Raw genomic sequence first — 22,906 nt, 5'->3', positions numbered from 1 at the left:
TCTGCTTTTGGATGTAAAAACTATAACTTTAATAGTGATGAGGTTTTCTTCCAAGGTTGTGCTTGGTTAATGGGAAGCAAGGTTATTTTAAAAAATGAAATGGACCTTGCTTTATTTGACGTTGCCCGAGCAGGAAAACTGAGACCTGAAAGATGTCTTTTCCATGCCGTTATAGAAAATGGTAGACCAGTGTGTTTGATAGGGGTGAAAGCAAATATGTTCAAACCTGAACAGGTAGGCAAACGAACTCGTTATACATATGCAAAAATTAACGAAGTTATTAAAATGCCGCATTTATTGGACATTCAACGTAAATCGTATGAATGGTTCTTGGAGAGTGGTTTACAAAATATTTTCAACGATATTTCTCCGATTAAAGACAATTCAGGTAATTTAGTACTTTCTTTTGAAGGTTTCAGCTTAGGTGAGCCTAAGTATGATATTAATGAATGTAAAAATCGTGATGCTACATACGCAGCACCACTTCGTGTAAATATTCGCTTGGTAAATAATGATCCAGAAAACATGGACATTAAGGAACAAGAAGTATTCATGGGCGACTTCCCATTGATGACTGATACAGGCACTTTCATCATCAATGGTGCAGAACGTGTTATCGTATCCCAATTGGTACGCTCTCCAGGCGTTTACTATAATAAAGAAATCGATACAATGGGTAACCGTTTATACGATTCCACAGTGATTCCTAACCGTGGCGCATGGATCGAGCTTGAAACCGATGCGAGCGAAATCGTAGCGGTTCGTATTGACCGTAACCGTAAGTTACCAGCTACAGTATTGGTACGTGCATTAGGTTGGGATACTAATGAAAGCATCCTTGACCTCTTCTGGAACGGTAAAACTGATGAAGATGGTTTGCCAATTTATGATGAGCGCATCGTTCGCACATTAGAAAAAGATACAACTCAATCCGCTGATGAAGCATTAGTTGAAATCTATAAAAAATTGCGTCCAGGCGAGCCTCCAACAGTAGAGTCTGCTCGTAACTTGTTCGATAACTTGTTCTTCGATGCACGCCGTTATGACTTGGCGCGCGTTGGTCGTTATAAATTGAACAAAAAACTTGGCTGGCGTCAACGTATGTTAGGTCACACATTGGCTCAACCTATCGTAGATCCTGAAACTGGCGAAGTAATCCTTGATGCGGGCGTACAAGTTGGGGAAGAACAACTTGATATCGTAGCAAATAGCCATGTATTCGATGGCGAAGGCTTTGCTGAATTCTACATCGTAAATAACGATGGTGTAGAGTCCAAAGTTATCTGCAACAACTGCAACTTGCCATTCGATCACCGCACAGTAACTCGCGAAGATATGATTGCTAACATCTCTTACTTGCTCAACCTTATGGATGGTGCAGGTCACACAGATGATATTGACCACTTGGGTAACCGTCGTCTTCGTTGCGTAGGTGAATTGTTGCAAAACCAATTCCGTATTGGTTTGACTCGTATGGAACGTGTTGTTCGTGAACGTATGACAATTCAAGAAATCGAATCTATCACGCCTCAAGCGTTGATTAACATTCGTCCTGTAGTGGCTGCAATCAAAGAATTCTTTGGTTCCTCCCAGTTGTCCCAATTCATGGACCAAACAAACCCATTAGCAGAATTGACTCACAAACGTCGTTTATCTGCCCTTGGTCCTGGCGGTTTATCTCGTGAGCGTGCAGGCTTCGAAGTTCGTGACGTGCATCATTCTCACTATGGCCGTATGTGTCCAATCGAGACTCCAGAGGGTCCAAACATCGGTTTGATCAACTCCTTGTCTAACTACGCGAAAGTAAACGAGTTCGGTTTCATCGAAGCTCCTTACCGTAAAGTAGAAAAAGTATATGGCAAAGGTGCTGATGCTGATAAAGTAGTTAAAGTACGCGTATCTGACAGCGTAGTATACATGACAGCAGATGAAGAAGAAGGCATGACAATTGCCCAAGCGAACTCTCCACTTGATGAGGAAGGTTACTTCACAACTGAACATGTAGCTTGTCGTCGTGGTCATGACGTATTAGAAGTTACACCTGATAAGGTTGACTATATGGACGTAAGTCCAAAAGAAGTTGTATCCATCGGTACAGCTATGATTCCATTCCTTGAAAATGACGATGCTAACCGTGCCTTGATGGGTGCGAACATGCAACGTCAGGCGGTACCACTCTTGCGTGCACAAGCTCCACTTGTTGGTACAGGTATGGAATATACAGCAGCGACTGACTCCGGCGTTTGCGTACTTGCACGTGAAGCTGGTAAAGTTGTACGTTGCTGGGGTAATGAAATCCACGTACTTCGCGATAGCGATGGTCGTGTTGATACATACCGATTAAATAAATTCCTTCGTTCTAACCAATCCACATGCTTTAACCAAAAACCAATCGTTAATCGTGGCGACCATGTTGTAAAAGGTCAAGTATTGGCTGACGGTCCTGCTACTGATGGCGGTGAATTGGCGTTAGGTTATAACGTTCTTGTAGCGTTCATGCCTTGGGAAGGTTATAACTACGAGGATGCTATCTTGCTTAGTGAAGAACTTTGCAAAGAAGATATCTACACATCCATTCATATTGAAGAATACGAATGTGATGCGCGCGACACTAAATTAGGGGCTGAAGAGATTACTCGTGAATTGCCTAATACTGGTGACGACACACTTAAAAACTTAGATGAAGAAGGTATTATCTGCATTGGTGCAGAAGTACACCCTGGCGATATCCTAGTAGGTAAAGCTACACCAAAAGGTGAAACTGAGCTTACTCCAGAGGAACGTTTATTGCGCGCTATCTTTGGCGACAAAGAACGTGAAGTTCGCGACACATCCTTGCGCGTACCTCATGGCGAATCTGGTAAAGTAGTAGATGTTAAAGTCTTCACTCGTGAAAACGGCGACGAATTACAACCAGGTGTAAATAAACTTGTTCGCGTATACATCGCTCAAAAACGTAAGATTCACGAAGGCGATAAAATGGCGGGCCGTCATGGTAACAAAGGTGTCGTTTCTCGCGTTATGAGAAAAGAAGATATGCCATTCCTTCCGGATGGTACTCCAGTACAAATCGTATTGAACCCATTGGGCGTACCTTCTCGTATGAACATCGGTCAGGTTCTTGAAACTCACTTGGGTTGGGCTGTTCAAGGCTTAGGTATGAAAATCAAAGCTACAGACCTTCATATTAAAAATGTGTTGAAAGAAGCTCGTACTGATGCATCTTACTGGGAACAAATCGATGCAATCCGCGATCTTTATGCTCAAATTGAAGCATTGGAAGCAAAAATTGCAGAAGATGTAACAGTAAGCCATTTCAAAGAGAATGAACAAATCATTACTTTGAAAACTAAAATTCTTAAACATGTAGAAAAAGCAGCACAAAAGAAATTGGATGCTATGGGCGGCGAAGCTCGTTACCAAGAACTTAAAGCTATTGAAGCAAAATACAATGCACTTCATGTAGAATTCTTTGACTCTGAAGAGGATGCTCCAGAAATGGATCCTGTACTTGTAGAGGAATTAGAAGCAATCAATAAAGTTAAGGATACTCTTAACAATATTCACTCTGCTGAAGAAAAACGCATTGAAATCCGCAAAGAGTTGGAAGGTCTTGGCTATGACTTCAAAAAATATGGCATGCCAACACCAGATGTAGCAGGTATTCATATCGCTACACCTGTATTTGATGGTGCACACGAAAAAGACGTATTCGAAACATTAGAAATTGCTGGTCGTCCTGAAAATGGTAAAACAGTATTGTACGATGGTCGTACTGGTGAACCTATGGATAACCACGTAACTGTTGGTTACGTTTACATGCTTAAACTCCATCACTTGGTTGACGACAAAATCCATGCTCGTTCCACAGGTCCGTACTCCCTTGTTACACAACAACCATTGGGCGGTAAAGCTCAGTTCGGTGGTCAACGTTTCGGGGAAATGGAAGTTTGGGCTCTCGAAGCATATGGCGCAGCTTATACACTTCAAGAGCTATTAACTGTTAAGTCTGACGACGTTGTTGGTCGTGTGAAAGCATACGAAAAAATCGTTAAAGGCGAAAACATCCCTGAACCAGGTGTACCTGAGTCCTTCAAGGTATTGCTCAAAGAACTTCAAAGTATTGGTCTTGATGTAAAAATCTTGAATGAAGATCAAGAAGAAGTTGTTATGAAAGAACTTGATGACGAAGATGAAGTGGTAGAAACTGGTATTGAAGAAGTTATGGAAGGCAGTACAGTAGAAACTGATGAAGTAACTGTAGTAGAACCAGAAGTAGAGGAAGAAGCACCAGCTGACAACGGTGGTGAAGATGATATCCTTAGCCAATTGGCGTTCCCAATGGGCGACTCCTCTAACGATGAAGACTAAAACTATCTATAAGGAAGGGAGCGATAGTAGTGCTAGACGTAAATGAATTCGATTCCATGCGAATCGGTTTAGCCTCTCCAGAGCAGATCTTAGCTTGGTCTCATGGGGAAGTTAAGAAACCTGAAACTATTAACTACCGTACGTTGAAGCCAGAACGTGATGGTCTATTCTGCGAGCGCATTTTTGGACCAACAAAAGACTGGGAATGTCACTGCGGCAAATATAAACGCATTCGCCATAAAGGCGTAGTCTGCGATAAATGTGGTGTAGAGGTTACACGTGCGAAAGTACGTCGTGAACGTATGGGTCATATTGCATTGGCCACTCCTGTATCTCACATTTGGTACTTCAAAGGTATCCCATCCCGTATGGGCCTTATCCTTGACGTATCCCCACGTTCCTTGGAACGCGTATTATACTTTGCTTCCTATATCGTAGTAGATCCAGCTGGTACTCCGTTGGCAAAACGTCAATTATTGTCCGAGCAAGAATACCGCGAATATGAAGCTCAATTTAACGAAGACGGTTACACTATCGGTGGTAAATCCGTTGTAATCGAAACAGTAGCTCAACGAAATGAACGTTTAGCTATTGTTCGTGAAGCACAACGCAAAGAGCGCTACAATGCAGCTCTTCGCGATGATGCAACAATTCCAGAAGCAGATAAAGAATATGAAGAATTAACTCGTGAAGAGCGCTATGAATTAGGTGCTGCAGAAGAAGTCCTCTTCGTATGTATCGACATGGGTGCTGAGGCTGTAAAAGCTCTCTTAGCAGAACTTGATCTTGAAGCATTGAATGCTGAATTGCGTGAAGAATTAAACACTGCTAGTGGTCAACGTAAAATTCGTGCAGTTCGTCGCTTAGAAGTAGTAGAAGCATTCCGTCAATCTGGTAACCGCCCTGAGTGGATGATTATGGACATCGTTCCTGTAATCCCGCCTGAATTGCGCCCAATGGTTCAATTAGATGGTGGTCGTTTTGCTACATCTGACCTCAATGATTTATACCGTCGTGTTATCAACCGTAACAATCGTTTGAAACGTTTGTTAGACTTAGGTGCTCCTGATATTATCGTGCGCAACGAAAAACGTATGCTTCAAGAAGCTGTTGACGCATTGATCGATAATGGTCGTCGCGGTCGTCCTGTAACAGGTCCTGGTAACCGTCCGTTAAAATCCTTGTCCGATATGCTTAAAGGTAAACAAGGTCGTTTCCGTCAAAACTTGCTCGGTAAACGTGTTGACTACTCCGGTCGTTCCGTAATCGTAGTAGGTCCTGAACTTAAAATGCACCAATGTGGGTTGCCAAAAGAAATGGCATTGGAATTGTTCAAACCATTCGTTATGAAACGTTTGGTAGAACGCGGTCAAGCATCCAACATCAAGGCAGCTAAACGCCAAGTTGAAAGAATTGGCCCTGGCGTATGGGAATCCTTGGAAGAGGTAATCAAAGAACATCCAGTTCTCTTGAACCGTGCACCTACATTGCATAGACTTGGTATCCAAGCCTTCGAACCAATTCTTTGGGAAGGCCGTGCTATCAAATTGCATCCATTAGTATGTACAGCCTTCAACGCCGACTTTGACGGTGACCAAATGGCGTGTCACTTACCATTGTCTGTAGAAGCACAAGCAGAAGCTCGTACATTGATGCTTTCTAGCCACAATATCTTGTCCACTAAAGATGGTAAACCAGTAGCAGTACCATCTCAGGATATGATCTTGGGTACATACTACTTAACCGTAGTACGTGAAAATACTAAAGATAACGCTAAAACATTTGCTACTTATGATGAAGTAATGCTTGCTTATGAAGCAGGTGTCATCGGCTTGCAAGATGTTCTCTATATCCGTATGCCTGGCTACGGTCGTGTTGAAACGACTGCAGGTCGCTTGATCTTCAACCATGCATTGTTCCCTGAATTATGGCAATATGCACAAAACGAAGATGGCACTTACACATTAGGTAAGGTTATGGATAAGAAAACAGTTGGTAAATTGGTTGACCAATGCTTCCAATTGTTTGGCAATGAAAAAACTGCAGAACTTTTGGACCGTATTAAATCCTTAGGTTACTCCTTCGCTCGTCGCGCAGGTATGACTGTAGCTATTGCTGATATTAAAGTACCAGAAGTCAAAACTGGCTTATTAGACACAGCGGAACAAGAGGTAGAAAAAGTATCTCGTATGTACCGTCGTGGTCTTATTACAGAAGAAGAACGTTACCGCAAAACAATCCAATTATGGACAAAAGCAACAGATGATGTTACTGATGCCATGATGGATAATATGGCGCGCGACAAAGATGGCTTCAACCCTGTTTACATGATGGCTATCTCTGGTGCCCGTGGTAACAAACAACAGATCCGTCAGCTTGCTGGTATGCGTGGTTTGATGGCCGATCCATCTGGTCGTATCATCGACTTACCAATCAAAGCAAACTTTAAAGAAGGCTTGACTGTATTGGATTACTTTACTTCCTCTCATGGTGCTCGTAAAGGTTTGGCCGATACAGCTCTTCGTACAGCTGACTCCGGTTACTTGACTCGTCGTCTTGTTGACGTATCTCAAGACGTTATCGTTCGCGAGGACGATTGTGATGTTGTAGGTATCGATCTCGTTCGTGAACGTGCTCGTTTGGCTACATCTCCGCGTCAAGCTTTGGAATTGTTGAAAGACAAACTCATTGGTCGTGTTCTAGATAAAGATGTAGTGAACGTAGAAACAGGCGAACTTGTTGTTCCTGCTGAAACTATCTTAGACGAACAATGCTTGGCGGATATCGCAGAATCCGGTGTAACATCTGTTGCATTACGTGGTGCACATCTAGGTTCTGATAGCGATATCAACCATACTAATTTGGTTCAAAAAATTATTCTTGGTGAAAGCGATGAACGCATCCGTGCAACATTAAAAGAAACTATGGTTCAAAATATGTTGAACAAGGATACTGTACAAGCAATTGTTGATAGCGAAGGGGTAGAAATCTTCCCTGCTGATACACGTCTCACTGAAGAAGGCATCGAAGCGATTCTTAACTCCGATGTAAAAGAAGTACAAGTACGCAACAATGAAATCCACGGTATTGAAGTGGAAGCAATCGTTGAAGGTACTGGTGTTATTGAGCCGTTAAAAGATCGTATCGTAGGTCGTATTGCAGCTGAAGAATTAGTTAATAAGGAAACTGGTGAAGTAATCGTTCCTCTTAACGGTGAAATCACAGAACCATTGGCTGATGAAGTTGTAAAACACTATGAAACAGTTAAAATCCGTTCCGTATTGACTTGCCGCAGCCCATATGGTGTATGTCGCAAGTGTTATGGTCGCGATTTAGGTACTGGTAACCAAGTTCAAGTTGGTGAAGCGGTAGGTATTATTGCAGCCCAATCCATCGGTGAACCTGGTACACAGTTAACAATGCGTACATTCCATACTGGTGGTGTCGCAGGTGACGATATTACACAAGGTTTGCCACGTGTCGAAGAATTGTTCGAAGCGCGTAAACCAAAACGTAATGCAATCATCGCAGAAAACGAAGGTACAGTTCGCGTTGTACCTAACGAAGGTAAAAAAGGTACAAATACAATCTTTATTACTGGTGAAGACGGTATTGAACTTGATTACCTCATCCCTTATGGTTCTCGCATTATCGTTAAAGACGGTGATGTTGTATCCTTGGGTGCTCGTTTGACTGAAGGTTCTATCAACCCTCACGATATTATGCGCGTAATGGGTACTGAAGCTACTCAACGTTACCTCGTATACGAAGTACAAAAAGTATATAAATCTCAAGGTGTAGAAATTAACGATAAACATATCGAAGTTATCGTACGTCAAATGCTTCATAAAGTTAAAATTGAAGCAGCTGGCGATGCAGATATGCTTCCAGGGGATATGGTCGACGTTAATACCTTTGACGAAGAAAACCGTCGTCTTACTCTTAATGGTCGTGAAACTGCTACAGGTAAACGCACGTTATTGGGTATTACAAAAGCCGCTTTGGCAACGGATTCCTTCTTGTCTGCTGCGTCCTTCCAAGAAACAACACGTGTTCTTACCGACGCTGCAATCAAAGGTAAAATCGATCCATTATTGGGCTTAAAAGAAAATGTAATTATCGGTAAATTGATTCCTGCAGGTACTGGCATGAGCCGTTACCGCAAAATTGAGGTTGTGAAAAACACACCTGAAATTATTGATATTACTGAAGAACCAGCTGTAGAAGAATAATCTATAGGGGTATTAAAAGAGCGTGCCTTAGGGTGCGCTCTTTTTATATATAATTACTATTCACTTATAATAGTTGCACTTTAAATAAAATACATAAAAATTTCGGTTACTTATACTTGTGCTATATCAATTATGCATACATGAAATGTGATTAATAGAAATAATATTAATATTGTGTATAAAAATGAGTTGAAATCCAGAATTACTGTATAAAAATTAGTAATAGATTTATATGATTCGGCATTATGAAACGCACGGAAACGTGTACACATAAAATGCAGTTGTATAGCGGTGTTGACCCTTGAAAAATGTTTGACAATGGCTAGTGTAATTGATATACTTACATAGTGCTCAGGGGCTAGTATGCCTAAGTAGCATAGTTTCGTAAGGAGAATTTTACTATGGACATTGCCCATCTGAAGTCGATGAACAAAACAATCGGTGCCAAGCAAACGTTGAAAAACATTGCTAAAGGAACTGTAAGCTATGTGTTCGTTGGACATGATAGTGATGAAAGTGTAGTTGAACCTATACGAAATGCTTGTGAAGCACAGGGCATACCTGTGAATGATAAGCACACTATGGATGACCTCGGTCGTGCGTGTCGCATTAAGGTGCGGGCCACAGCGGTAGGTATCCTTCGTTAATTTCGGTAATATCCGATGTAACACTTTGTTATGACGGATCAATTATAAATCTCAAATTTGGAAAGGAGGTGCCCAAATGCCAACAATTAATCAGCTAGTACGCAAAGGTCGCATGAGCTTGACTAAAAAATCTACAGCTCCAGCGCTTCAAGAATCTCCACAAAAACGTGGTGTATGTACTCGTGTGTACACAGCTACTCCAAAGAAACCAAACTCCGCGCTTCGTAAAGTTGCCCGTGTACGTTTGACAAACGCTATTGAAGTAACTGCTTACATCCCAGGCATTGGTCACAATTTACAAGAACACAGTGTTGTACTTATCAGAGGCGGTCGTGTAAAAGACCTTCCAGGTGTGCGTTATCACATCGTTCGTGGTGCATTGGATACAGCTGGCGTACAAAATCGTATGCAAAGTCGTTCCAAATACGGCGCGAAAAAAGCTAAAAAATAATTTTAGCCATTAAACGAAACTAACACACATCAGTATAAAGGAGGAATTGAACATGCCAAGAAAAGGCCCTGTTCCGAAACGTGATGTACTTCCAGATCCGGTGTACAACAGCAAATTAGTAACACGTTTCATTAACAAAGTTATGTACGATGGCAAAAAAGGCATTGCTGAAACTATCGTATATGATGCATTCGAAATTATTCGTTCCAAAATGGGTCAAGACCCAATGGAAGTTTTTGATCAAGCATTGAAAAATGTTATGCCTGTACTTGAAGTACGTGCTCGCCGTATCGGTGGTGCGAACTATCAAGTTCCAGTTGAAGTTCGTGCTGATCGCCGTCAAACACTCGGTATTCGCTGGGTTGTAAACTACGCTCGTCTTCGTGGTGAACGCACTATGAAAGAACGCTTAGCAGGCGAATTGATGGACGCTTTCAACAATGCAGGCGCTGCAATCAAGAAAAAAGAAGATACTCATAAAATGGCAGAAGCTAATAAAGCATTTGCTCATTATCGTTGGTAATAAGAGGTGACAACTGTGGCAAGAGAGTTTTCCTTAGCAAAAACTCGTAATATCGGTATCATGGCCCACATCGATGCTGGTAAGACAACAACTACAGAACGTATCCTCTACTATACAGGTATCGTTCATAAGATCGGCGAAGTACATGAAGGCGCTGCTACGATGGACTGGATGGAGCAAGAACAAGAACGTGGTATCACAATCACTTCTGCTGCGACAACTTGTCAATGGAAAGAACATCGTATCAACATCATCGATACTCCTGGTCACGTTGACTTTACTGTAGAGGTAGAACGTTCTCTACGTGTACTTGACGGTTCTGTTGCGGTATTCAGTGCTAAAGGTGGCGTTGAACCTCAATCCGAAACAGTATGGCGTCAAGCTTCTAACTACGGCGTACCTCGTATCGCTTATGTAAATAAGATGGATACTGTAGGTGCTGACTTCTTCAACGTAGTTGACATGATGAAATCCCGTTTAGGTGCAAATTCCGTAGCTATTCAAGTGCCAATCGGCGCTGAAGATACTTTCAAAGGTATCATCGACTTGATGACTATGAAAGCGGAAATTTACTTATCCGATGACGGTAAAGAATTTGAAATCACTGATATCCCAGCTGAATATCAAGAAGTAGCAGAAGCTCGTCGCGAAATGATGATCGATGCTATCGCTGAAACAGATGACGATATCATGATGAAATACTTGGAAGGCGAAGAAATTACTGAAGAAGAATTGAAAGCAGCATTGCGTAAAGCAGTTATTGCTAACCAATTGTTCCCAGTTCTTTGTGGTTCTTCCTACAAAAACAAAGGTGTACAAATGTTGTTGGACGCTGTAATCGATTACATGCCAGCTCCAATCGACATCCCAGCCATTAAAGGTGTAGTTCCTGGTTCTGAAGAAGAAACAACTCGTCCTTCTTCCGATGAAGAGCCATTCTCCGCATTGGCATTCAAAATCATGGCTGACCCTTATGTTGGTAAATTAGCGTTCTTCCGTGTGTACTCCGGTACATTGGAATCCGGTTCTTACGTTTTCAACTCCACTAAAGGTAAAAAAGAACGTATCGGCCGTATTCTTCAAATGCACGCTAACTCCCGTAAAGAAATCGAACGCGTATACTCTGGTGACATCGCTGCGGCGGTTGGCTTGAAGGATACTACTACAGGCGACACATTGTGTGATGAAAAGAATCCTGTAATCCTTGAATCCATGGAATTCCCTGAACCAGTTATCTCCGTTGCTGTTGAACCTAAAACAAAAGCTGACCAAGAAAAAATGGGTACAGCTCTTGCTCGTTTGGCAGAAGAAGATCCTACTTTCAAAGTTCGTACTGATGAAGAAACAGGTCAAACTATTATCTCCGGTATGGGCGAACTTCACTTGGATATCATCGTTGACCGTATGAACCGTGAGTTCAAAGTAGATTGTAACGTAGGTAAACCTCAAGTAGCATATCGCGAAACTATCCGTAAAGCTGTCAAAGCTGAAGGTAAATTCGTACGTCAGTCTGGTGGTCGTGGTCAATATGGGCACTGCTGGTTGGAATTGATTCCACAAGAACCAGGCGCTGGCTTCGAATTTGAAAATAAGGTCGTAGGTGGTGCAATTCCTCGTGAATACATTGGACCTGTAGAAAACGGTGTTAAAGAAGCTATGGAATCCGGTGTTATCGCTGGTTATCCAATGGTTGACATCAAAGTTATCGTATTTGACGGCTCCTACCATGACGTTGACTCCAACGAAATGGCCTTCAAAATCGCTGGTTCCATGGGCTTTAAAGAAGGTGCTCGCAAAGCAGATCCTGCATTGCTTGAACCATACATGTCCGTAGAAGTAGACGTTCCTGAAGAATACATGGGCGACGTTATCGGTGACTTGAACTCCCGTCGTGGTCGCATGGACGGCATGGAAGCTCGTAATGGCAACCAACATATCAAAGCATATGTTCCATTGAGCGAAATGTTCGGTTACGCAACAGACCTTCGTTCTAAAACTCAAGGTCGCGGTAACTACTCCATGACATTCGATCATTACGAAGAAGTTCCTAAGAAAATTGCTGAAGAAATTCAAGCAAAGAAAAACGGTTAATCTTACATTAGATTAATAGAATTACTATTTTCCTCGGAGGATAATTTAAAATGGCTAAAGAAAAATTTGAACGTACGAAACCGCATGTTAACATCGGTACAATCGGTCACGTTGACCATGGTAAAACTACTTTGACTGCTGCAATCACAAAAGTATTGGCTGAAAAAGGCCAAGCTGACTTCCAAGATTACAGCATGATCGATAAAGCTCCAGAAGAACGTGAACGCGGTATCACAATCAACACTGCACACGTTGAGTATGAAACTGCTAACCGTCACTATGCACACGTTGACTGCCCAGGCCATGCTGACTATGTTAAAAACATGATCACTGGTGCGGCTCAAATGGACGGCGCTATCTTGGTATGTTCCGCAGCTGACGGCCCTATGCCTCAAACTCGCGAACACATCTTGTTGGCTCGCCAAGTTGGTGTTCCTGCAATCGTAGTATTCTTGAACAAAGCTGACATGGTTGACGACGAAGAATTGATCGAATTAGTAGAAATGGAAGTTCGTGAACTTCTTTCCTCCTACGAATTCCCTGGCGACGAAGTACCTATCGTTGTAGGTTCCGCTTTGAAAGCTTTGGAAGGCGACGCTCAATATGTAGCTAAAATCGACGACTTGATGGACGCTGTAGACTCCTACATCCCAACACCAGTTCGTGATACTGACAAACCTTTCTTGATGCCTGTAGAGGACGTTTTCACAATCACTGGTCGTGGTACAGTAGCAACTGGCCGTGTTGAACGTGGTCAAGTAAACGTTGGCGATACTATCGAAGTAGTAGGCTTGAAAGAAAAAGCTGAACAATACGTAGTAACTGGTCTTGAAATGTTCCGTAAAGTGTTGGATTCTGCAGTAGCAGGTGACAACGTAGGTGCATTGCTTCGTGGTGTTGACCGTAAAGACATCGAACGTGGTCAAGTATTGGCTAAACCAGGTTCCATCAAACCACACACAAAATTCAAAGCAGAAGTTTACGTATTGACTAAAGAAGAAGGTGGCCGTCATACTCCATTCTTCTCCAACTACCGTCCACAATTCTACTTCCGTACAACAGACGTAACAGGTGTTGTAAACCTTCCTGAAGGTGTAGAAATGTGTATGCCTGGCGATAACGTAACAATGAACATCGAATTGATTACACCAATCGCTATTGAAGAAGGTCTTCGTTTCGCGATTCGCGAAGGTGGCCACACAGTAGGCGCTGGCGTAGTAACAGCAATCGAAGGTTAATTTAACCTTTTATGCTCATCGTAGTGATGCGTTGAGCACAATACATGCAGCACTCAGAGCGGCAGCTAATGCCGCTCTCGTGTTGTGTTTTTAAACTATGAAGTAGAAGGTTGCCTCTGCGGAGGAGAATTTCTATGGAGCAGCCCATTCACGAAATGGACGACAGGAGGAATTATTAATAATGGCTAAACAGCAAAAAATCCGTATTCGCCTTAAGGCATACGACCACAAAGCTCTCGATCAAAGCGCTGCTAAGATCGTAGACACTGCAAAAAGAAATGGCGCTATGGTTTCTGGTCCGATTCCATTGCCAACAGAAAAGAATATCTTCACAATTCTTCGTTCTGTACACGTAAACAAAGATTCTCGTGAACAATTCGAAATGCGTACACATAAACGCTTAATCGATATTCTTGAACCAAATTCGAAAACAGTAGATGCTATCACTCGTTTAGATTTACCAGCTGGTGTATCTATTGAAATAAAACTATAAGGAGGTGCGATAATGTCTAAAGCTATTTTGGGTAAAAAATTGGGAATGACACAAGTCTTCACAGCTGAAGGCCAATTAGTTCCTGTAACAGTAGTGGAAACTACCCCAAGCGTTGTAGTGCGCGTTAAGACTGTTGAAACAGACGGCTACGAAGCAGTACAAATTGGTTACGGTTCCATTAAAGAAAAACATTTAACAAAACCTGTAAAAGGTCAGTTCGACAAAGCTGGCGTAGCTCCAGTGAAATATCTTCGCGAAGTTCGCGTTGCAAATGCAGCTGACTACACAGTAGGCCAAACTCTGGCAGCTGATATCTTCGCAGAAGGTGAATTAGTGGACGTAGTGGGTACAGGTAAAGGTAAGGGTTTTGCTGGCACAATTAAACGCCATAACTTCTCCCGTGGTCCTGAAACTCATGGTTCTAAATCTCACCGTGAACCTGGTTCCATCGGTCCTATGATCTCCGGTGGTGGCGGTAAGGTATACAAAGGTAAAAAACTCCCTGGACAAATGGGTGGTTACAGAGTTACCGTACAACGCTTATCTGTTGTGAAAGTTGATGCTGAACGTAACCTTTTATTGGTTAAAGGCGGTATCCCAGGCGCTAAAGGCAGCTTGGTTATGGTTCGCAACACGGTTAAACCTGTTAAATAATCATTTGTCGAAAGGAGGATTATGTAATGCCTACAGTAGCAACATATAATCAATCCGGCGTTAAAGTCGGTGAAATACAGTTAAACGATGCAGTATTCGGCGTTGAAGTTAACGAAGCCGTAATGCATCAAGCCGTAGTTCGTCAATTGTCTAACGAACGTCTCGGCACACATGCAACAAAAACTAGAGGTATGGTTCGTGGCGGTGGCCGCAAACCTTGGAAACAAAAAGGTACTGGCCGTGCACGTGCAGGCTCCAGCCGTTCTCCAATCTGGATCGGTGGCGGTACTACATTTGGTCCACAACCTCGCAGCTATTACAAAGCTATGCCTCGTAAGGCTAGACGTTTAGCAGTTAAATCTGCTCTTAGCGATAAAGTGAATAATAGCGAATTATACGTTTTGGAAGAAATCACATTAGCAGCTCCTAAAACTAAAGAAGTGTTGAACATTATCAATAGCTTCAACGTTGGTGATGCAAAAGTATTGTTCATCACTGAAGGTGATGTAAATGTTGAACGTTCCGCTCGCAACATTCAAGGTGTTAAAGCTTTGGCTTGCGAAGGTATGAACATTTTCGATCTTCTTCATTACGATAAGCTCTTCATTACTAAAGGCGCTGTCGCAAAAATCGAGGAGGTACTTGGATAATGCAATTACATGATGTACTAATCCGCCCGGTTATTACCGAAAAATCCACTATGCTTATGGAAGAAGGCAAATACACTTTCCGTGTGCCTTTAACTGCAAATAAAGTGCAAATCCGTCAAGCAGTTGAAAAAATCTTCAATGTAAAAGTAGAAAAAGTAGCTACTATTCGCGTTTTAGGCAAAACTAAACGCATGGGTCGTACACAAGGTAAACGTAGCGATTACAAAAAAGCTATCGTTACTTTGAAAGCTGGCGAATCCATTGAATTCTTTGAAGGTGTCTAAGAGTCTAGTTGTAAGGAGGCCCACTAATGGCAATTAAATCATTTAAACCGTACTCCGCTGGTCGCCGGTTTATGACAGTATCCGCCTTCGACGAAATCACAGCAAGCAAACCGGAAAAATCCTTGCTCGCTAAGGTTTCTCAAAAAGGTGGTCGTAACAATACTGGTAAAATGACAGTTCGTCACCAAGGTGGCGGTCATAAACGTCAATACCGTATTATTGACTTCAAACGTACTAAAGATAATATTCCAGCTAAAGTAGCAACAATCGAGTATGATCCTAACCGTTCTTCTCGTATCGCTTTGCTTAACTATGCTGATGGTGAAAAACGCTACATTTTAGCTCCTAACGGCTTAAAAGTTGGTGACGTTGTTTTCTCCGGTCCTGAATCCGATATTAAACCTGGTAACTGCTTACCATTGATTAATATCCCTGACGGTACACAAATCCACAATATCGAATTGAAAATCGGTAAAGGTGGCCAAATCGTTCGTTCCGCTGGTACATCCGCTCAATTGATGGGTAAAGATAATGGCTATGCTATTCTTCGTTTACCATCTGGCGAAATGCGCCGCGTACGTCAAGAATGCCGTGCAACAGTTGGTGTTGTTGGTAACACTGACCACAGCAACCAAGTAATTGGTAAAGCTGGTCGTCATCGTTGGATGGGCGTTCGTCCTGGCACTCGTGGTGTTGTAATGAACCCTTGTGACCATCCACATGGTGGTGGTGAAGGTAAATCTCCTGTTGGTCGTAAACATCCTGTTACACCTTGGGGCAAACCAGCACATGGTGTTAAAACTCGCGACAAGAAAAAAGCTTCTAACAGCTTAATCATTAAACGTCGTACAAAATAGGATAAAGGAAAGGAGATAAAATAGTGTCCAGATCTATTAAAAAAGGCCCTTTCGTAGCAGATCATTTGCTTAAGAAAGTTGAAGCTTTAAACGAAACTAACGAAAAGAAAGTTGTAAAAACCTGGTCCCGTGCCTCTACTATTATCCCAAGTTTTGTAGGCCACACAATTGCTGTGCATGATGGTCGCAAACACGTACCTGTATTCATTACAGAAGATATGGTAGGTCATAAATTAGGTGAGTTCGCTCCTACACGTACTTATAAAGGTCATGGTAAGGACGAAAAATCTACAGGCAGAAAATAGGAGGAATTAATACATGGAAGCAAAAGCAATCGCTAGACATATCCGAATCGCGCCTCGTAAAATCCGTATCGTAGCTGATTTAGTGCGCGGTAAAAACATCGGCGAAGCATTTGCCATCTTGAAGTTCACTCCGAAAGTTGGCGCTGATGTAGTAGAAAAAGTTATGCGTTCTGCAATCGCAAACGCTGAACATAATTTCGATATGAATGTTGACAATCTTTACGTATCCGAGATCTTCGTTGATCAAGGCCCTACATTAAAACGCATTCATCCTCGTTCCCGTGGTCAAGCGTTCAAAATTTTGAAACGCACTAGCCACGTAACAGTAGTAGTTAAAGAAAGAGCTTAAGAAGGAGGGAAACAGAGTGGGTCAAAAAGTTAATCCACACGGTTTGCGTGTCGGTATCGTAAAAGATTGGGACGCAAAATGGTATGCAGATAAAGATTTCGCTGCTAATCTTCATGAAGACGTAAAAATTCGTAACTTCTTGAAAGAAACCCTTTTCATTGCTGGTATTTCCCGCATTGAAATCGAGCGTACAAATAAACGTATTAAATTGACTATCCACACTGCAAAACCAGGTATGGTTATCGGTCGTGGTGGTGCTGGTATCGAAGATATCAAAAAAGCAATGACTCGTTTCACTGACAAACAAGTGGACGTTAACATCGCAGAAATTAAACAAGCAGACATGGATGCAACTTTAGTTGCTGAAAACATTGCTGGCCAATTGGAACGCCGTATCGGTTTCCGTCGTGCAATGAAACAAGCTGTTGGTCGTACAATGCGCTTAGGTGCAAAAGGTATCAAAATCATGGTAAGCGGTCGTCTTGGCGGCGCTGAAATCGCTCGTAGCGAATCCTACCGTGAAGGTTCTATTCCTTTGCATACACTTCGTGCAGACATCGACTACGGTACTGCTGAAGCTCATACAACATATGGTTGTATCGGCATTAAAGTATGGATTTACAAAGGTGAAGTTTTGCCAGAAGCAAAACAACCTGCTAAGAAGGAAGAAGGTGGCAAGTAATGCTTATTCCAAAGCGCGTAAAACATCGTAAGCAATTCCGCGGCCGTATGAAAGGTCGTGCTATGCGCGGTAATACAGTGTCTCATGGTGAGTTCGGCTTGGTAGCATGCGAACCATCTTGGATCACTAACCGTCAAATCGAAGCTGCCCGTATTGCTATGACTCGTTATATCAAACGTGGTGGTAAAGTATGGATTAAAATTTTCCCTGACAAACCAATTACAGCTAAACCAGCTGGTACTCGTATGGGTTCCGGTAAAGGTTCTCCTGAATACTGGGTAGCAGTAGTTAAACCAGGTCGTGTAATGTTTGAAATGGACGGTGTGCCAGAAGCTACAGCTCGTGAAGCTATGCGTCTTGCAAGCCATAAACTTCCAATCAAATGCAAATTTGTTGTTAAGGGTAAAGAATTGGGTGGTGACGTAAATGAAGGTTAATGACATTCGCAATATGAGCGCTGCCGAAATGGAACAAAAAGTTTCCGGTCTTAAGGAAGAGTTATTTAACCTCCGTTTTCAGCTTGCAACAGGTCAATTAGAAAATCCTATGCGCATTCGTGAAGTTAAGAAGACAATCGCTCGTATTAAAACTGTACAACGTGAAGTTGAACTTAAATCTGAAAACGCATAATAACAGATTTGTTAAAGGTTGAAAAGGAGGCTTAAAATCGTGGCAGAAGAAAGAAACGTACGTAAAGTCCGCGTAGGTAAAGTTGTAAGCGACAAAATGAATAAAACTGTTGTTGTTGCTGTAGAACGTAAAGTACCTCACGCATTATATAACAAGCCAATGGTTAGCACAAAACGCTTCAAAGCTCATGATGAAAACAATGAGTGCCAAGTTGGCGATACAGTTAAAATTGTAGAAACTCGTCCACTTTCTAAAGATAAATGTTGGAGAGTTGTTGAAATTCTTGAAAGACTAAAATAAGAGTGATGTAAGGAGGAATAGACGATGATCCAGCAACAAACAATTTTGAATGTTGCCGACAACACTGGTGCAAAACGTATTATGTGCATCCAAGTCATGGGCGGTTCTTATCGCAAATTCGGCAATATCGGTGACGTAATCGTTGCTTCTGTAAAAGATGCATCACCCGGTGGCGTTGTCAAGAAAGGCGACGTAGTCAAAGCTGTTATTGTTCGTTCTAAAAAAGGTATCCGCCGTCAAGACGGTTCCTATATCCGTTTCGATGAAAACGCAGCAGTAGTTATTAAAGATGACAAGACCCCTCGTGGTACTCGTATCTTTGGACCTGTAGCTAGAGAACTTCGTGAAAAAGACTTCATGAAAATTGTTTCTTTGGCTCCAGAAGTATTATAAGAAGGAGGAACGCAGCATATGGCTAAACTACAAATCAAAAAAGGCGATACAGTTGTTGTTATCTCCGGTAAAGATAAAGGTAAGCAAGGTACAGTTATCGCAACTGAACCTAAAAAAGAACGCGTATTTGTTGAAGGCGTAAACACTGTAAAACGTCATACAAAACCTTCCCAAGCTAACCCACAAGGCGGCATCGTTACTAAAGAAGCTGGTATCCATGTTTCTAACGTAATGGTTGTTGACCCAGAAACTAAAACAGCTACTCGTATCAAAAAAGTTGAAGGCAAAGACGGTAAATTCGTTCGCGCTACAGTTAAATCTGGTACAGTACTTAAATAATCAGGAAAGGAGGAGCTAAATAAATGTCTCGTTTATTTGAACAATACAACTCTGAAATTAAAAAGAGTTTGCAAGAAAAATTCCAATACGGCAACGTTATGGAAATCCCTAAATTGGAAAAAATCGTTATCAACATCGGCGTTGGTGATGCAGTAGGCAATGCAAAAGCATTGGAAGCAGCAGTTAATGATTTGACTATCATCGCTGGTCAAAAACCTGTAATCACAAAAGCAAAAAAATCCATTGCGAACTTTAAAGTTCGTGAAGGCATGGCGTTGGGTACAAAAGTTACTCTTCGTGGCGAACGCATGTATGAATTCCTTGATAGATTGATCAATGCGGCATTACCTCGTGTACGTGACTTCCGCGGTATCAGCGCTACTGCATTCGATGGCCGTGGTAACTACGCTTTGGGTCTTAAAGAACAGCTCATCTTCCCTGAAATCGAATATGATCAGGTAGAACGTGTTACAGGTATGGATATCATTATCGTAACAAGTGCTAATACAGATGAAGAAGCTCGTGAATTGTTGACTCAATTCGGTATGCCTTTTGAAAAATAATAGGAGGAACATATAGATGGCTAAAAAATCTATGATTGAACGCGAAAAGAAACGCGCTAAAATCGTTGAAAAATATGCAGCTAAACGTGAAGCGTTAAAAGCAGCAGGTGATTATGAAGGCTTATCCAAATTACCAGCAAACGCATCCCCAACACGCTTGCACAACCGTTGCAACTTAACTGGTCGTCCTCACGGCTATATGCGTAAATTCGGTATCAGCCGTATTGCGTTCCGTGAATTGGCGTACAAAGGACAAATTCCTGGTGTTAAAAAAGCCAGCTGGTAATATTAGACGAGAGGAGGTTTTTAGATTATGGTAATGACCGATCCTATCGCGGATATGCTTACGCGCATCCGTAATGCAAACGCTGCACTTCATGAAACGGTAAACATTCCTGCATCTAGAATGAAAGCAGCAGTTCTTGACATCCTTTTACAAGAAGGTTTCGTTAAGAGCGTTGAAAAAGAAGAAAATACTTTAAAAGTAACATTGAAATATGGTTCCAATAACGAAAAAGTTATTACAGGAATTAAACGTATTTCCAAACCTGGTTTACGTGTTTACGCGAAAAAGGAAGAACTTCCTCGTGTACTTGGTGGTTTGGGTATCGCAGTTATTTCTACATCCAAAGGCGTTATGAGCGACAAACAAGCTCGTAAAGAAGGTCTTGGTGGCGAAGTAATCGCATACGTTTGGTAATAGTAGCAATAGGAGGTAGAAATAATGTCACGTATCGGTAGAATGCCTATCGAGATCCCTGCAGGCGTTACTGTTACATATGATAACCATCATATGAACGTAAAAGGTCCTAAAGGCGAATTATCTCGCGATTTGCATCCAGATATGATTATCACTGTAGAAGGTAACACAATTACAGTAGCTCGTCCTTCCGAGGATAAAGCTCATCGTTCCCTTCACGGTTTGACTCGCGCTCTTGTTGCTAATATGGTAACAGGCGTATCTGAAGGATTCACAAAAACTCTTGAAATCAACGGTGTTGGTTACAGAGCGGCTAAACAAGGCAATAAATTAGCTCTTACACTTGGCTTCTCTCATCCAGTAGAAATGGAAGCTCCAGCTGGTATTACAATTGACGTTCCAGCTCCTAACAAAATCATTGTGTCTGGTGCAGACAAAGAAGTTGTAGGCGCAGTAGCAGCTGATATCCGTAAATGGAGAAAACCAGAACCTTACAAAGGTAAAGGTATCCGCTATGAAGGCGAAGTTGTTCGTCGTAAAGCTGGTAAAGCTGGTGCAAAAGGTAAATAGTAATATCATCTATATGAATGAAAGGAGTGAATATCTTGCCTCGTAAATCTAGTAGAAACATCGCTCGAGCAAAACGTCATCTTCGTATTCGCCGTCACATCTCTGGTACGGCAACTTGCCCACGTTTGAACGTATTCCGTTCTTTAGGCAACATCTATGCTCAAGTTATCGATGACGTAGCAGGTACAACTTTGGTTGCTGCTAGCTCTTTAGATAAAGATTTGAACTTATCCTATGGTGGTAACGTAGCTGCTGCAAAAGCTGTTGGTGAAGCAGTTGCTAAAAAAGCTATCGCTAAAGGTATTGACACAGTAGTGTTTGACCGTGGTGGTTACATTTACCACGGCCGCGTAGCAGCCCTTGCAGAAGGTGCTCGTGAAGCAGGCTTAAAATTCTAAGAAGGAGGAACTATAGACATGGCGAGAATTGACTACACCAGTCTTGATCTTAAAGAAAGAGTAGTATTCATCAACCGCGTAGCCAAAGTAGTTAAAGGCGGTCGTCGTTTTTCCTTCAGCGCTCTTGTAGTTGTTGGTGATGGCAACGGTTATGTAGGCGTTGGCTTAGGTAAAGCAGCGGAAGTACCAGAAGCAATTCGCAAAGGTATCGATGATGCTAAGAAAAATATTGTAAACGTAGCTATTAAAAATGGTACAATCCCTCACAGCGTAACAGGCGTATTCGGTGCAGGCCGCGTATTCTTGAAACCAGCTGCTGAAGGTACTGGCGTTATCGCTGGTGGCCCTGTTCGTGCCGTATTGGAATTAGTAGGTGTTCGTAACATCTTGACTAAATCCTTGGGTTCTTCTAACCCTAACAATATGGTTCGTGCTACAATCGAAGGTTTGAAAGATTTGAAACGCGCTAGCGAAGTTGCTGAACTTCGTGGTAAAACCGTTGAAGAAATCTATAACGCGTAATAAGGAGACAAGAAATGGCACAAGTTAAAGTAACATTAACAAGAAGCTTAATCGGTCGTCCTGAAGATCAACGCGCGACAGTTAAAGCTTTGGGCTTGAAAAAAACTAATTCTCAAGTTGTAAAAGAAGTAACACCTCAAATCGAAGGTATGCTTCACAAAGTTAGACATTTAGTTAAAGTTGAAGAAGTTTAATACTGATAAGGAGGTGCACTGAATGAAACTTCATGAATTACAACCAGCAGCTGGTTCCAAAAAAGCTCGTACTCGTGTAGGCCGTGGTTTAGGTTCTGGCTTGGGTAAAACATCTGGTCGTGGTCAAAAAGGTCAAAACTCCCGTTCTGGCGGTGGCGTTCGCTCCGGTTTTGAAGGCGGCCAAATGCCTCTTTATCGTCGTTTACCAAAACGCGGTTTCAACAACAGCGTTTTTGCTAAACAATATGCTGAAGTTAACGTAGAACAATTGAACCGTTTTGAAGACGGTGCAACAGTTGATCCAGTAGCTCTTATTGAAGCTGGCATTTTGAAAAATGTACGCGATGGTATTCGTATTTTAGGTAACGGTACATTGGAAACTAAAAACTTGACTGTTATCGCTAATGGCTTCACTAAATCTGCTGAAGAAAAAATCACAGCAGCAGGCGGAAAAGTAGAGGTGATCTAGG

The 22,906-nt window shown here is 42.1% G+C and carries 28 protein-coding genes; all 28 read left to right on the top strand.

Going from position 1 to position 22,906, the window contains the following annotated elements; all coding sequences use genetic code 11:
• Window positions 1-216: 216 nt before the first annotated feature.
• The 28 genes from rpoB to rplO all read left to right on the top strand — a co-directional run bounded on the left by rpoB (window position 217) and on the right by rplO (window position 22,905).
• Window positions 217-4,371 carry a DNA-directed RNA polymerase subunit beta gene (gene rpoB, locus VRHSUH09_RS08495; RefSeq protein WP_105081920.1) on the top strand — a complete coding sequence of 1,385 codons (4,155 nt, stop codon included), beginning with the start codon at window positions 217-219 and terminating at the stop codon, window positions 4,369-4,371.
• Window positions 4,372-4,400: 29 nt separating this feature from the next.
• A complete protein-coding gene (gene rpoC / locus VRHSUH09_RS08490) occupies window positions 4,401-8,603 on the top strand; it encodes a DNA-directed RNA polymerase subunit beta' (RefSeq protein WP_105081919.1) in 4,203 nt (1,400 codons plus the stop codon).
• A 401-nt stretch (window positions 8,604-9,004) separates the two neighbouring features.
• On the top strand, window positions 9,005-9,250 hold the full coding sequence (locus VRHSUH09_RS08485; RefSeq protein WP_054748730.1) for a L7Ae/L30e/S12e/Gadd45 family ribosomal protein: 246 nt from the start codon (window positions 9,005-9,007) through the stop codon (window positions 9,248-9,250).
• 76 nt (window positions 9,251-9,326) lie between these two features.
• The gene (rpsL, locus tag VRHSUH09_RS08480) at window positions 9,327-9,701 is read left to right on the top strand and encodes a 30S ribosomal protein S12 (protein WP_004693554.1); all 375 of its coding nucleotides are present in this window, start codon (window positions 9,327-9,329) and stop codon (window positions 9,699-9,701) included.
• A gap of 52 nt (window positions 9,702-9,753) precedes the next feature.
• Window positions 9,754-10,224 carry a 30S ribosomal protein S7 gene (rpsG, locus tag VRHSUH09_RS08475; protein WP_004693556.1) on the top strand — a complete coding sequence of 157 codons (471 nt, stop codon included), beginning with the start codon at window positions 9,754-9,756 and terminating at the stop codon, window positions 10,222-10,224.
• Window positions 10,225-10,239: 15 nt separating this feature from the next.
• A complete protein-coding gene (gene fusA / locus VRHSUH09_RS08470; RefSeq protein ID WP_054748732.1) occupies window positions 10,240-12,315 on the top strand; it encodes an elongation factor G in 2,076 nt (691 codons plus the stop codon).
• 50 nt (window positions 12,316-12,365) lie between these two features.
• Window positions 12,366-13,553 (top strand): elongation factor Tu, encoded by a 1,188-nt coding sequence (tuf, locus tag VRHSUH09_RS08465; RefSeq protein ID WP_009351099.1) that lies wholly within the window; start codon window positions 12,366-12,368, stop codon window positions 13,551-13,553.
• 181 nt (window positions 13,554-13,734) lie between these two features.
• Complete coding sequence (gene rpsJ / locus VRHSUH09_RS08460; RefSeq protein WP_004695100.1) at window positions 13,735-14,046, top strand: 30S ribosomal protein S10; 312 nt, start codon at window positions 13,735-13,737, stop codon at window positions 14,044-14,046.
• A 12-nt stretch (window positions 14,047-14,058) separates the two neighbouring features.
• Window positions 14,059-14,700, top strand: a complete 642-nt coding sequence (gene rplC, locus VRHSUH09_RS08455) for a 50S ribosomal protein L3 (RefSeq protein WP_004695102.1) — start codon at window positions 14,059-14,061, stop codon at window positions 14,698-14,700.
• 26 nt (window positions 14,701-14,726) lie between these two features.
• Window positions 14,727-15,350 (top strand): 50S ribosomal protein L4, encoded by a 624-nt coding sequence (gene rplD, locus VRHSUH09_RS08450; RefSeq protein ID WP_004695105.1) that lies wholly within the window; start codon window positions 14,727-14,729, stop codon window positions 15,348-15,350.
• Complete coding sequence (gene rplW / locus VRHSUH09_RS08445; protein ID WP_004695108.1) at window positions 15,350-15,634, top strand: 50S ribosomal protein L23; 285 nt, start codon at window positions 15,350-15,352, stop codon at window positions 15,632-15,634. Before rplD ends, rplW begins: the two co-directional genes overlap by 1 nt.
• A 26-nt stretch (window positions 15,635-15,660) precedes the next feature.
• Window positions 15,661-16,491 carry a 50S ribosomal protein L2 gene (gene rplB / locus VRHSUH09_RS08440; RefSeq protein WP_009351255.1) on the top strand — a complete coding sequence of 277 codons (831 nt, stop codon included), beginning with the start codon at window positions 15,661-15,663 and terminating at the stop codon, window positions 16,489-16,491.
• 23 nt (window positions 16,492-16,514) lie between these two features.
• Window positions 16,515-16,796 (top strand): 30S ribosomal protein S19, encoded by a 282-nt coding sequence (gene rpsS / locus VRHSUH09_RS08435; protein WP_009351118.1) that lies wholly within the window; start codon window positions 16,515-16,517, stop codon window positions 16,794-16,796.
• A 13-nt stretch (window positions 16,797-16,809) separates the two neighbouring features.
• Window positions 16,810-17,145 carry a 50S ribosomal protein L22 gene (gene rplV, locus VRHSUH09_RS08430; protein WP_004695112.1) on the top strand — a complete coding sequence of 112 codons (336 nt, stop codon included), beginning with the start codon at window positions 16,810-16,812 and terminating at the stop codon, window positions 17,143-17,145.
• A gap of 16 nt (window positions 17,146-17,161) precedes the next feature.
• On the top strand, window positions 17,162-17,827 hold the full coding sequence (gene rpsC, locus VRHSUH09_RS08425; RefSeq protein ID WP_009351281.1) for a 30S ribosomal protein S3: 666 nt from the start codon (window positions 17,162-17,164) through the stop codon (window positions 17,825-17,827).
• Window positions 17,827-18,264 carry a 50S ribosomal protein L16 gene (rplP, locus tag VRHSUH09_RS08420; RefSeq protein ID WP_004695114.1) on the top strand — a complete coding sequence of 146 codons (438 nt, stop codon included), beginning with the start codon at window positions 17,827-17,829 and terminating at the stop codon, window positions 18,262-18,264. Before rpsC ends, rplP begins: the two co-directional genes overlap by 1 nt.
• Window positions 18,254-18,457 (top strand): 50S ribosomal protein L29, encoded by a 204-nt coding sequence (gene rpmC, locus VRHSUH09_RS08415; RefSeq protein ID WP_004695115.1) that lies wholly within the window; start codon window positions 18,254-18,256, stop codon window positions 18,455-18,457. Before rplP ends, rpmC begins: the two co-directional genes overlap by 11 nt.
• 39 nt (window positions 18,458-18,496) lie before the next feature.
• Complete coding sequence (rpsQ, locus tag VRHSUH09_RS08410; RefSeq protein WP_009351146.1) at window positions 18,497-18,757, top strand: 30S ribosomal protein S17; 261 nt, start codon at window positions 18,497-18,499, stop codon at window positions 18,755-18,757.
• A gap of 24 nt (window positions 18,758-18,781) precedes the next feature.
• Window positions 18,782-19,150, top strand: coding sequence for a 50S ribosomal protein L14 (gene rplN, locus VRHSUH09_RS08405; RefSeq protein ID WP_004695117.1), 369 nt, complete (start codon window positions 18,782-18,784; stop codon window positions 19,148-19,150).
• Between the two features lie 18 nt (window positions 19,151-19,168).
• The gene (rplX, locus tag VRHSUH09_RS08400) at window positions 19,169-19,489 is read left to right on the top strand and encodes a 50S ribosomal protein L24 (protein WP_004695118.1); all 321 of its coding nucleotides are present in this window, start codon (window positions 19,169-19,171) and stop codon (window positions 19,487-19,489) included.
• A 23-nt stretch (window positions 19,490-19,512) separates the two neighbouring features.
• Window positions 19,513-20,052, top strand: coding sequence for a 50S ribosomal protein L5 (gene rplE, locus VRHSUH09_RS08395; RefSeq protein ID WP_009351120.1), 540 nt, complete (start codon window positions 19,513-19,515; stop codon window positions 20,050-20,052).
• 16 nt (window positions 20,053-20,068) lie between these two features.
• A complete protein-coding gene (gene rpsN, locus VRHSUH09_RS08390; RefSeq protein ID WP_004695122.1) occupies window positions 20,069-20,338 on the top strand; it encodes a 30S ribosomal protein S14 in 270 nt (89 codons plus the stop codon).
• A gap of 27 nt (window positions 20,339-20,365) precedes the next feature.
• Window positions 20,366-20,752 (top strand): 30S ribosomal protein S8, encoded by a 387-nt coding sequence (gene rpsH, locus VRHSUH09_RS08385; RefSeq protein WP_009351061.1) that lies wholly within the window; start codon window positions 20,366-20,368, stop codon window positions 20,750-20,752.
• Window positions 20,753-20,776: 24 nt separating this feature from the next.
• Window positions 20,777-21,322 (top strand): 50S ribosomal protein L6, encoded by a 546-nt coding sequence (gene rplF, locus VRHSUH09_RS08380; protein WP_009351078.1) that lies wholly within the window; start codon window positions 20,777-20,779, stop codon window positions 21,320-21,322.
• 17 nt (window positions 21,323-21,339) lie between these two features.
• The gene (rplR, locus tag VRHSUH09_RS08375) at window positions 21,340-21,720 is read left to right on the top strand and encodes a 50S ribosomal protein L18 (protein WP_050781715.1); all 381 of its coding nucleotides are present in this window, start codon (window positions 21,340-21,342) and stop codon (window positions 21,718-21,720) included.
• Between the two features lie 18 nt (window positions 21,721-21,738).
• Complete coding sequence (gene rpsE / locus VRHSUH09_RS08370) at window positions 21,739-22,242, top strand: 30S ribosomal protein S5 (protein ID WP_004695136.1); 504 nt, start codon at window positions 21,739-21,741, stop codon at window positions 22,240-22,242.
• 14 nt (window positions 22,243-22,256) lie between these two features.
• Window positions 22,257-22,436 carry a 50S ribosomal protein L30 gene (gene rpmD / locus VRHSUH09_RS08365; protein ID WP_004695138.1) on the top strand — a complete coding sequence of 60 codons (180 nt, stop codon included), beginning with the start codon at window positions 22,257-22,259 and terminating at the stop codon, window positions 22,434-22,436.
• 22 nt (window positions 22,437-22,458) lie between these two features.
• Window positions 22,459-22,905: a 50S ribosomal protein L15 gene (gene rplO, locus VRHSUH09_RS08360; protein ID WP_009351117.1), complete on the top strand. Its 447-nt coding sequence runs from the start codon at window positions 22,459-22,461 to the stop codon at window positions 22,903-22,905.
• Window position 22,906 lies beyond the last annotated feature (1 nt).

The organism is Veillonella rogosae JCM 15642 (assembly GCF_002959775.1).
Lineage (GTDB): Bacteria > Bacillota > Negativicutes > Veillonellales > Veillonellaceae > Veillonella > Veillonella rogosae.
This window is presented reverse-complemented; position numbering and strand designations above follow the sequence as displayed.

Excerpts from the sequence above, each read along its gene's own strand:
- rplX (WP_004695118.1), top strand. The coding sequence starts at position 19,169 with ATGGCTAAACTACAAATCAAAAAAGGCGATACAGTTGTTGTTATCTCC.
- tuf (WP_009351099.1), top strand. The coding sequence starts at position 12,366 with ATGGCTAAAGAAAAATTTGAACGTACGAAACCGCATGTTAACATCGGT.
- rplF (WP_009351078.1), top strand. The coding sequence starts at position 20,777 with ATGTCACGTATCGGTAGAATGCCTATCGAGATCCCTGCAGGCGTTACT.
- rplB (WP_009351255.1), top strand. The coding sequence starts at position 15,661 with ATGGCAATTAAATCATTTAAACCGTACTCCGCTGGTCGCCGGTTTATG.
- rpsG (WP_004693556.1), top strand. The coding sequence starts at position 9,754 with ATGCCAAGAAAAGGCCCTGTTCCGAAACGTGATGTACTTCCAGATCCG.
- rpmC (WP_004695115.1), top strand. The coding sequence starts at position 18,254 with ATGAAGGTTAATGACATTCGCAATATGAGCGCTGCCGAAATGGAACAA.
- rpsH (WP_009351061.1), top strand. The coding sequence starts at position 20,366 with ATGGTAATGACCGATCCTATCGCGGATATGCTTACGCGCATCCGTAAT.
- rpsL (WP_004693554.1), top strand. The coding sequence starts at position 9,327 with ATGCCAACAATTAATCAGCTAGTACGCAAAGGTCGCATGAGCTTGACT.
- rpsJ (WP_004695100.1), top strand. The coding sequence starts at position 13,735 with ATGGCTAAACAGCAAAAAATCCGTATTCGCCTTAAGGCATACGACCAC.
- rpoB (WP_105081920.1), top strand. The coding sequence starts at position 217 with ATGTTCAAACCTGAACAGGTAGGCAAACGAACTCGTTATACATATGCA.
- rplW (WP_004695108.1), top strand. The coding sequence starts at position 15,350 with ATGCAATTACATGATGTACTAATCCGCCCGGTTATTACCGAAAAATCC.
- rpsE (WP_004695136.1), top strand. The coding sequence starts at position 21,739 with ATGGCGAGAATTGACTACACCAGTCTTGATCTTAAAGAAAGAGTAGTA.
- rplN (WP_004695117.1), top strand. The coding sequence starts at position 18,782 with ATGATCCAGCAACAAACAATTTTGAATGTTGCCGACAACACTGGTGCA.
- rplP (WP_004695114.1), top strand. The coding sequence starts at position 17,827 with ATGCTTATTCCAAAGCGCGTAAAACATCGTAAGCAATTCCGCGGCCGT.
- rplV (WP_004695112.1), top strand. The coding sequence starts at position 16,810 with ATGGAAGCAAAAGCAATCGCTAGACATATCCGAATCGCGCCTCGTAAA.
- rplO (WP_009351117.1), top strand. The coding sequence starts at position 22,459 with ATGAAACTTCATGAATTACAACCAGCAGCTGGTTCCAAAAAAGCTCGT.
- rplC (WP_004695102.1), top strand. The coding sequence starts at position 14,059 with ATGTCTAAAGCTATTTTGGGTAAAAAATTGGGAATGACACAAGTCTTC.
- rpmD (WP_004695138.1), top strand. The coding sequence starts at position 22,257 with ATGGCACAAGTTAAAGTAACATTAACAAGAAGCTTAATCGGTCGTCCT.
- VRHSUH09_RS08485 (WP_054748730.1), top strand. The coding sequence starts at position 9,005 with ATGGACATTGCCCATCTGAAGTCGATGAACAAAACAATCGGTGCCAAG.
- rplD (WP_004695105.1), top strand. The coding sequence starts at position 14,727 with ATGCCTACAGTAGCAACATATAATCAATCCGGCGTTAAAGTCGGTGAA.
- rplE (WP_009351120.1), top strand. The coding sequence starts at position 19,513 with ATGTCTCGTTTATTTGAACAATACAACTCTGAAATTAAAAAGAGTTTG.
- rplR (WP_050781715.1), top strand. The coding sequence starts at position 21,340 with ATGAAAGGAGTGAATATCTTGCCTCGTAAATCTAGTAGAAACATCGCT.
- rpsN (WP_004695122.1), top strand. The coding sequence starts at position 20,069 with ATGGCTAAAAAATCTATGATTGAACGCGAAAAGAAACGCGCTAAAATC.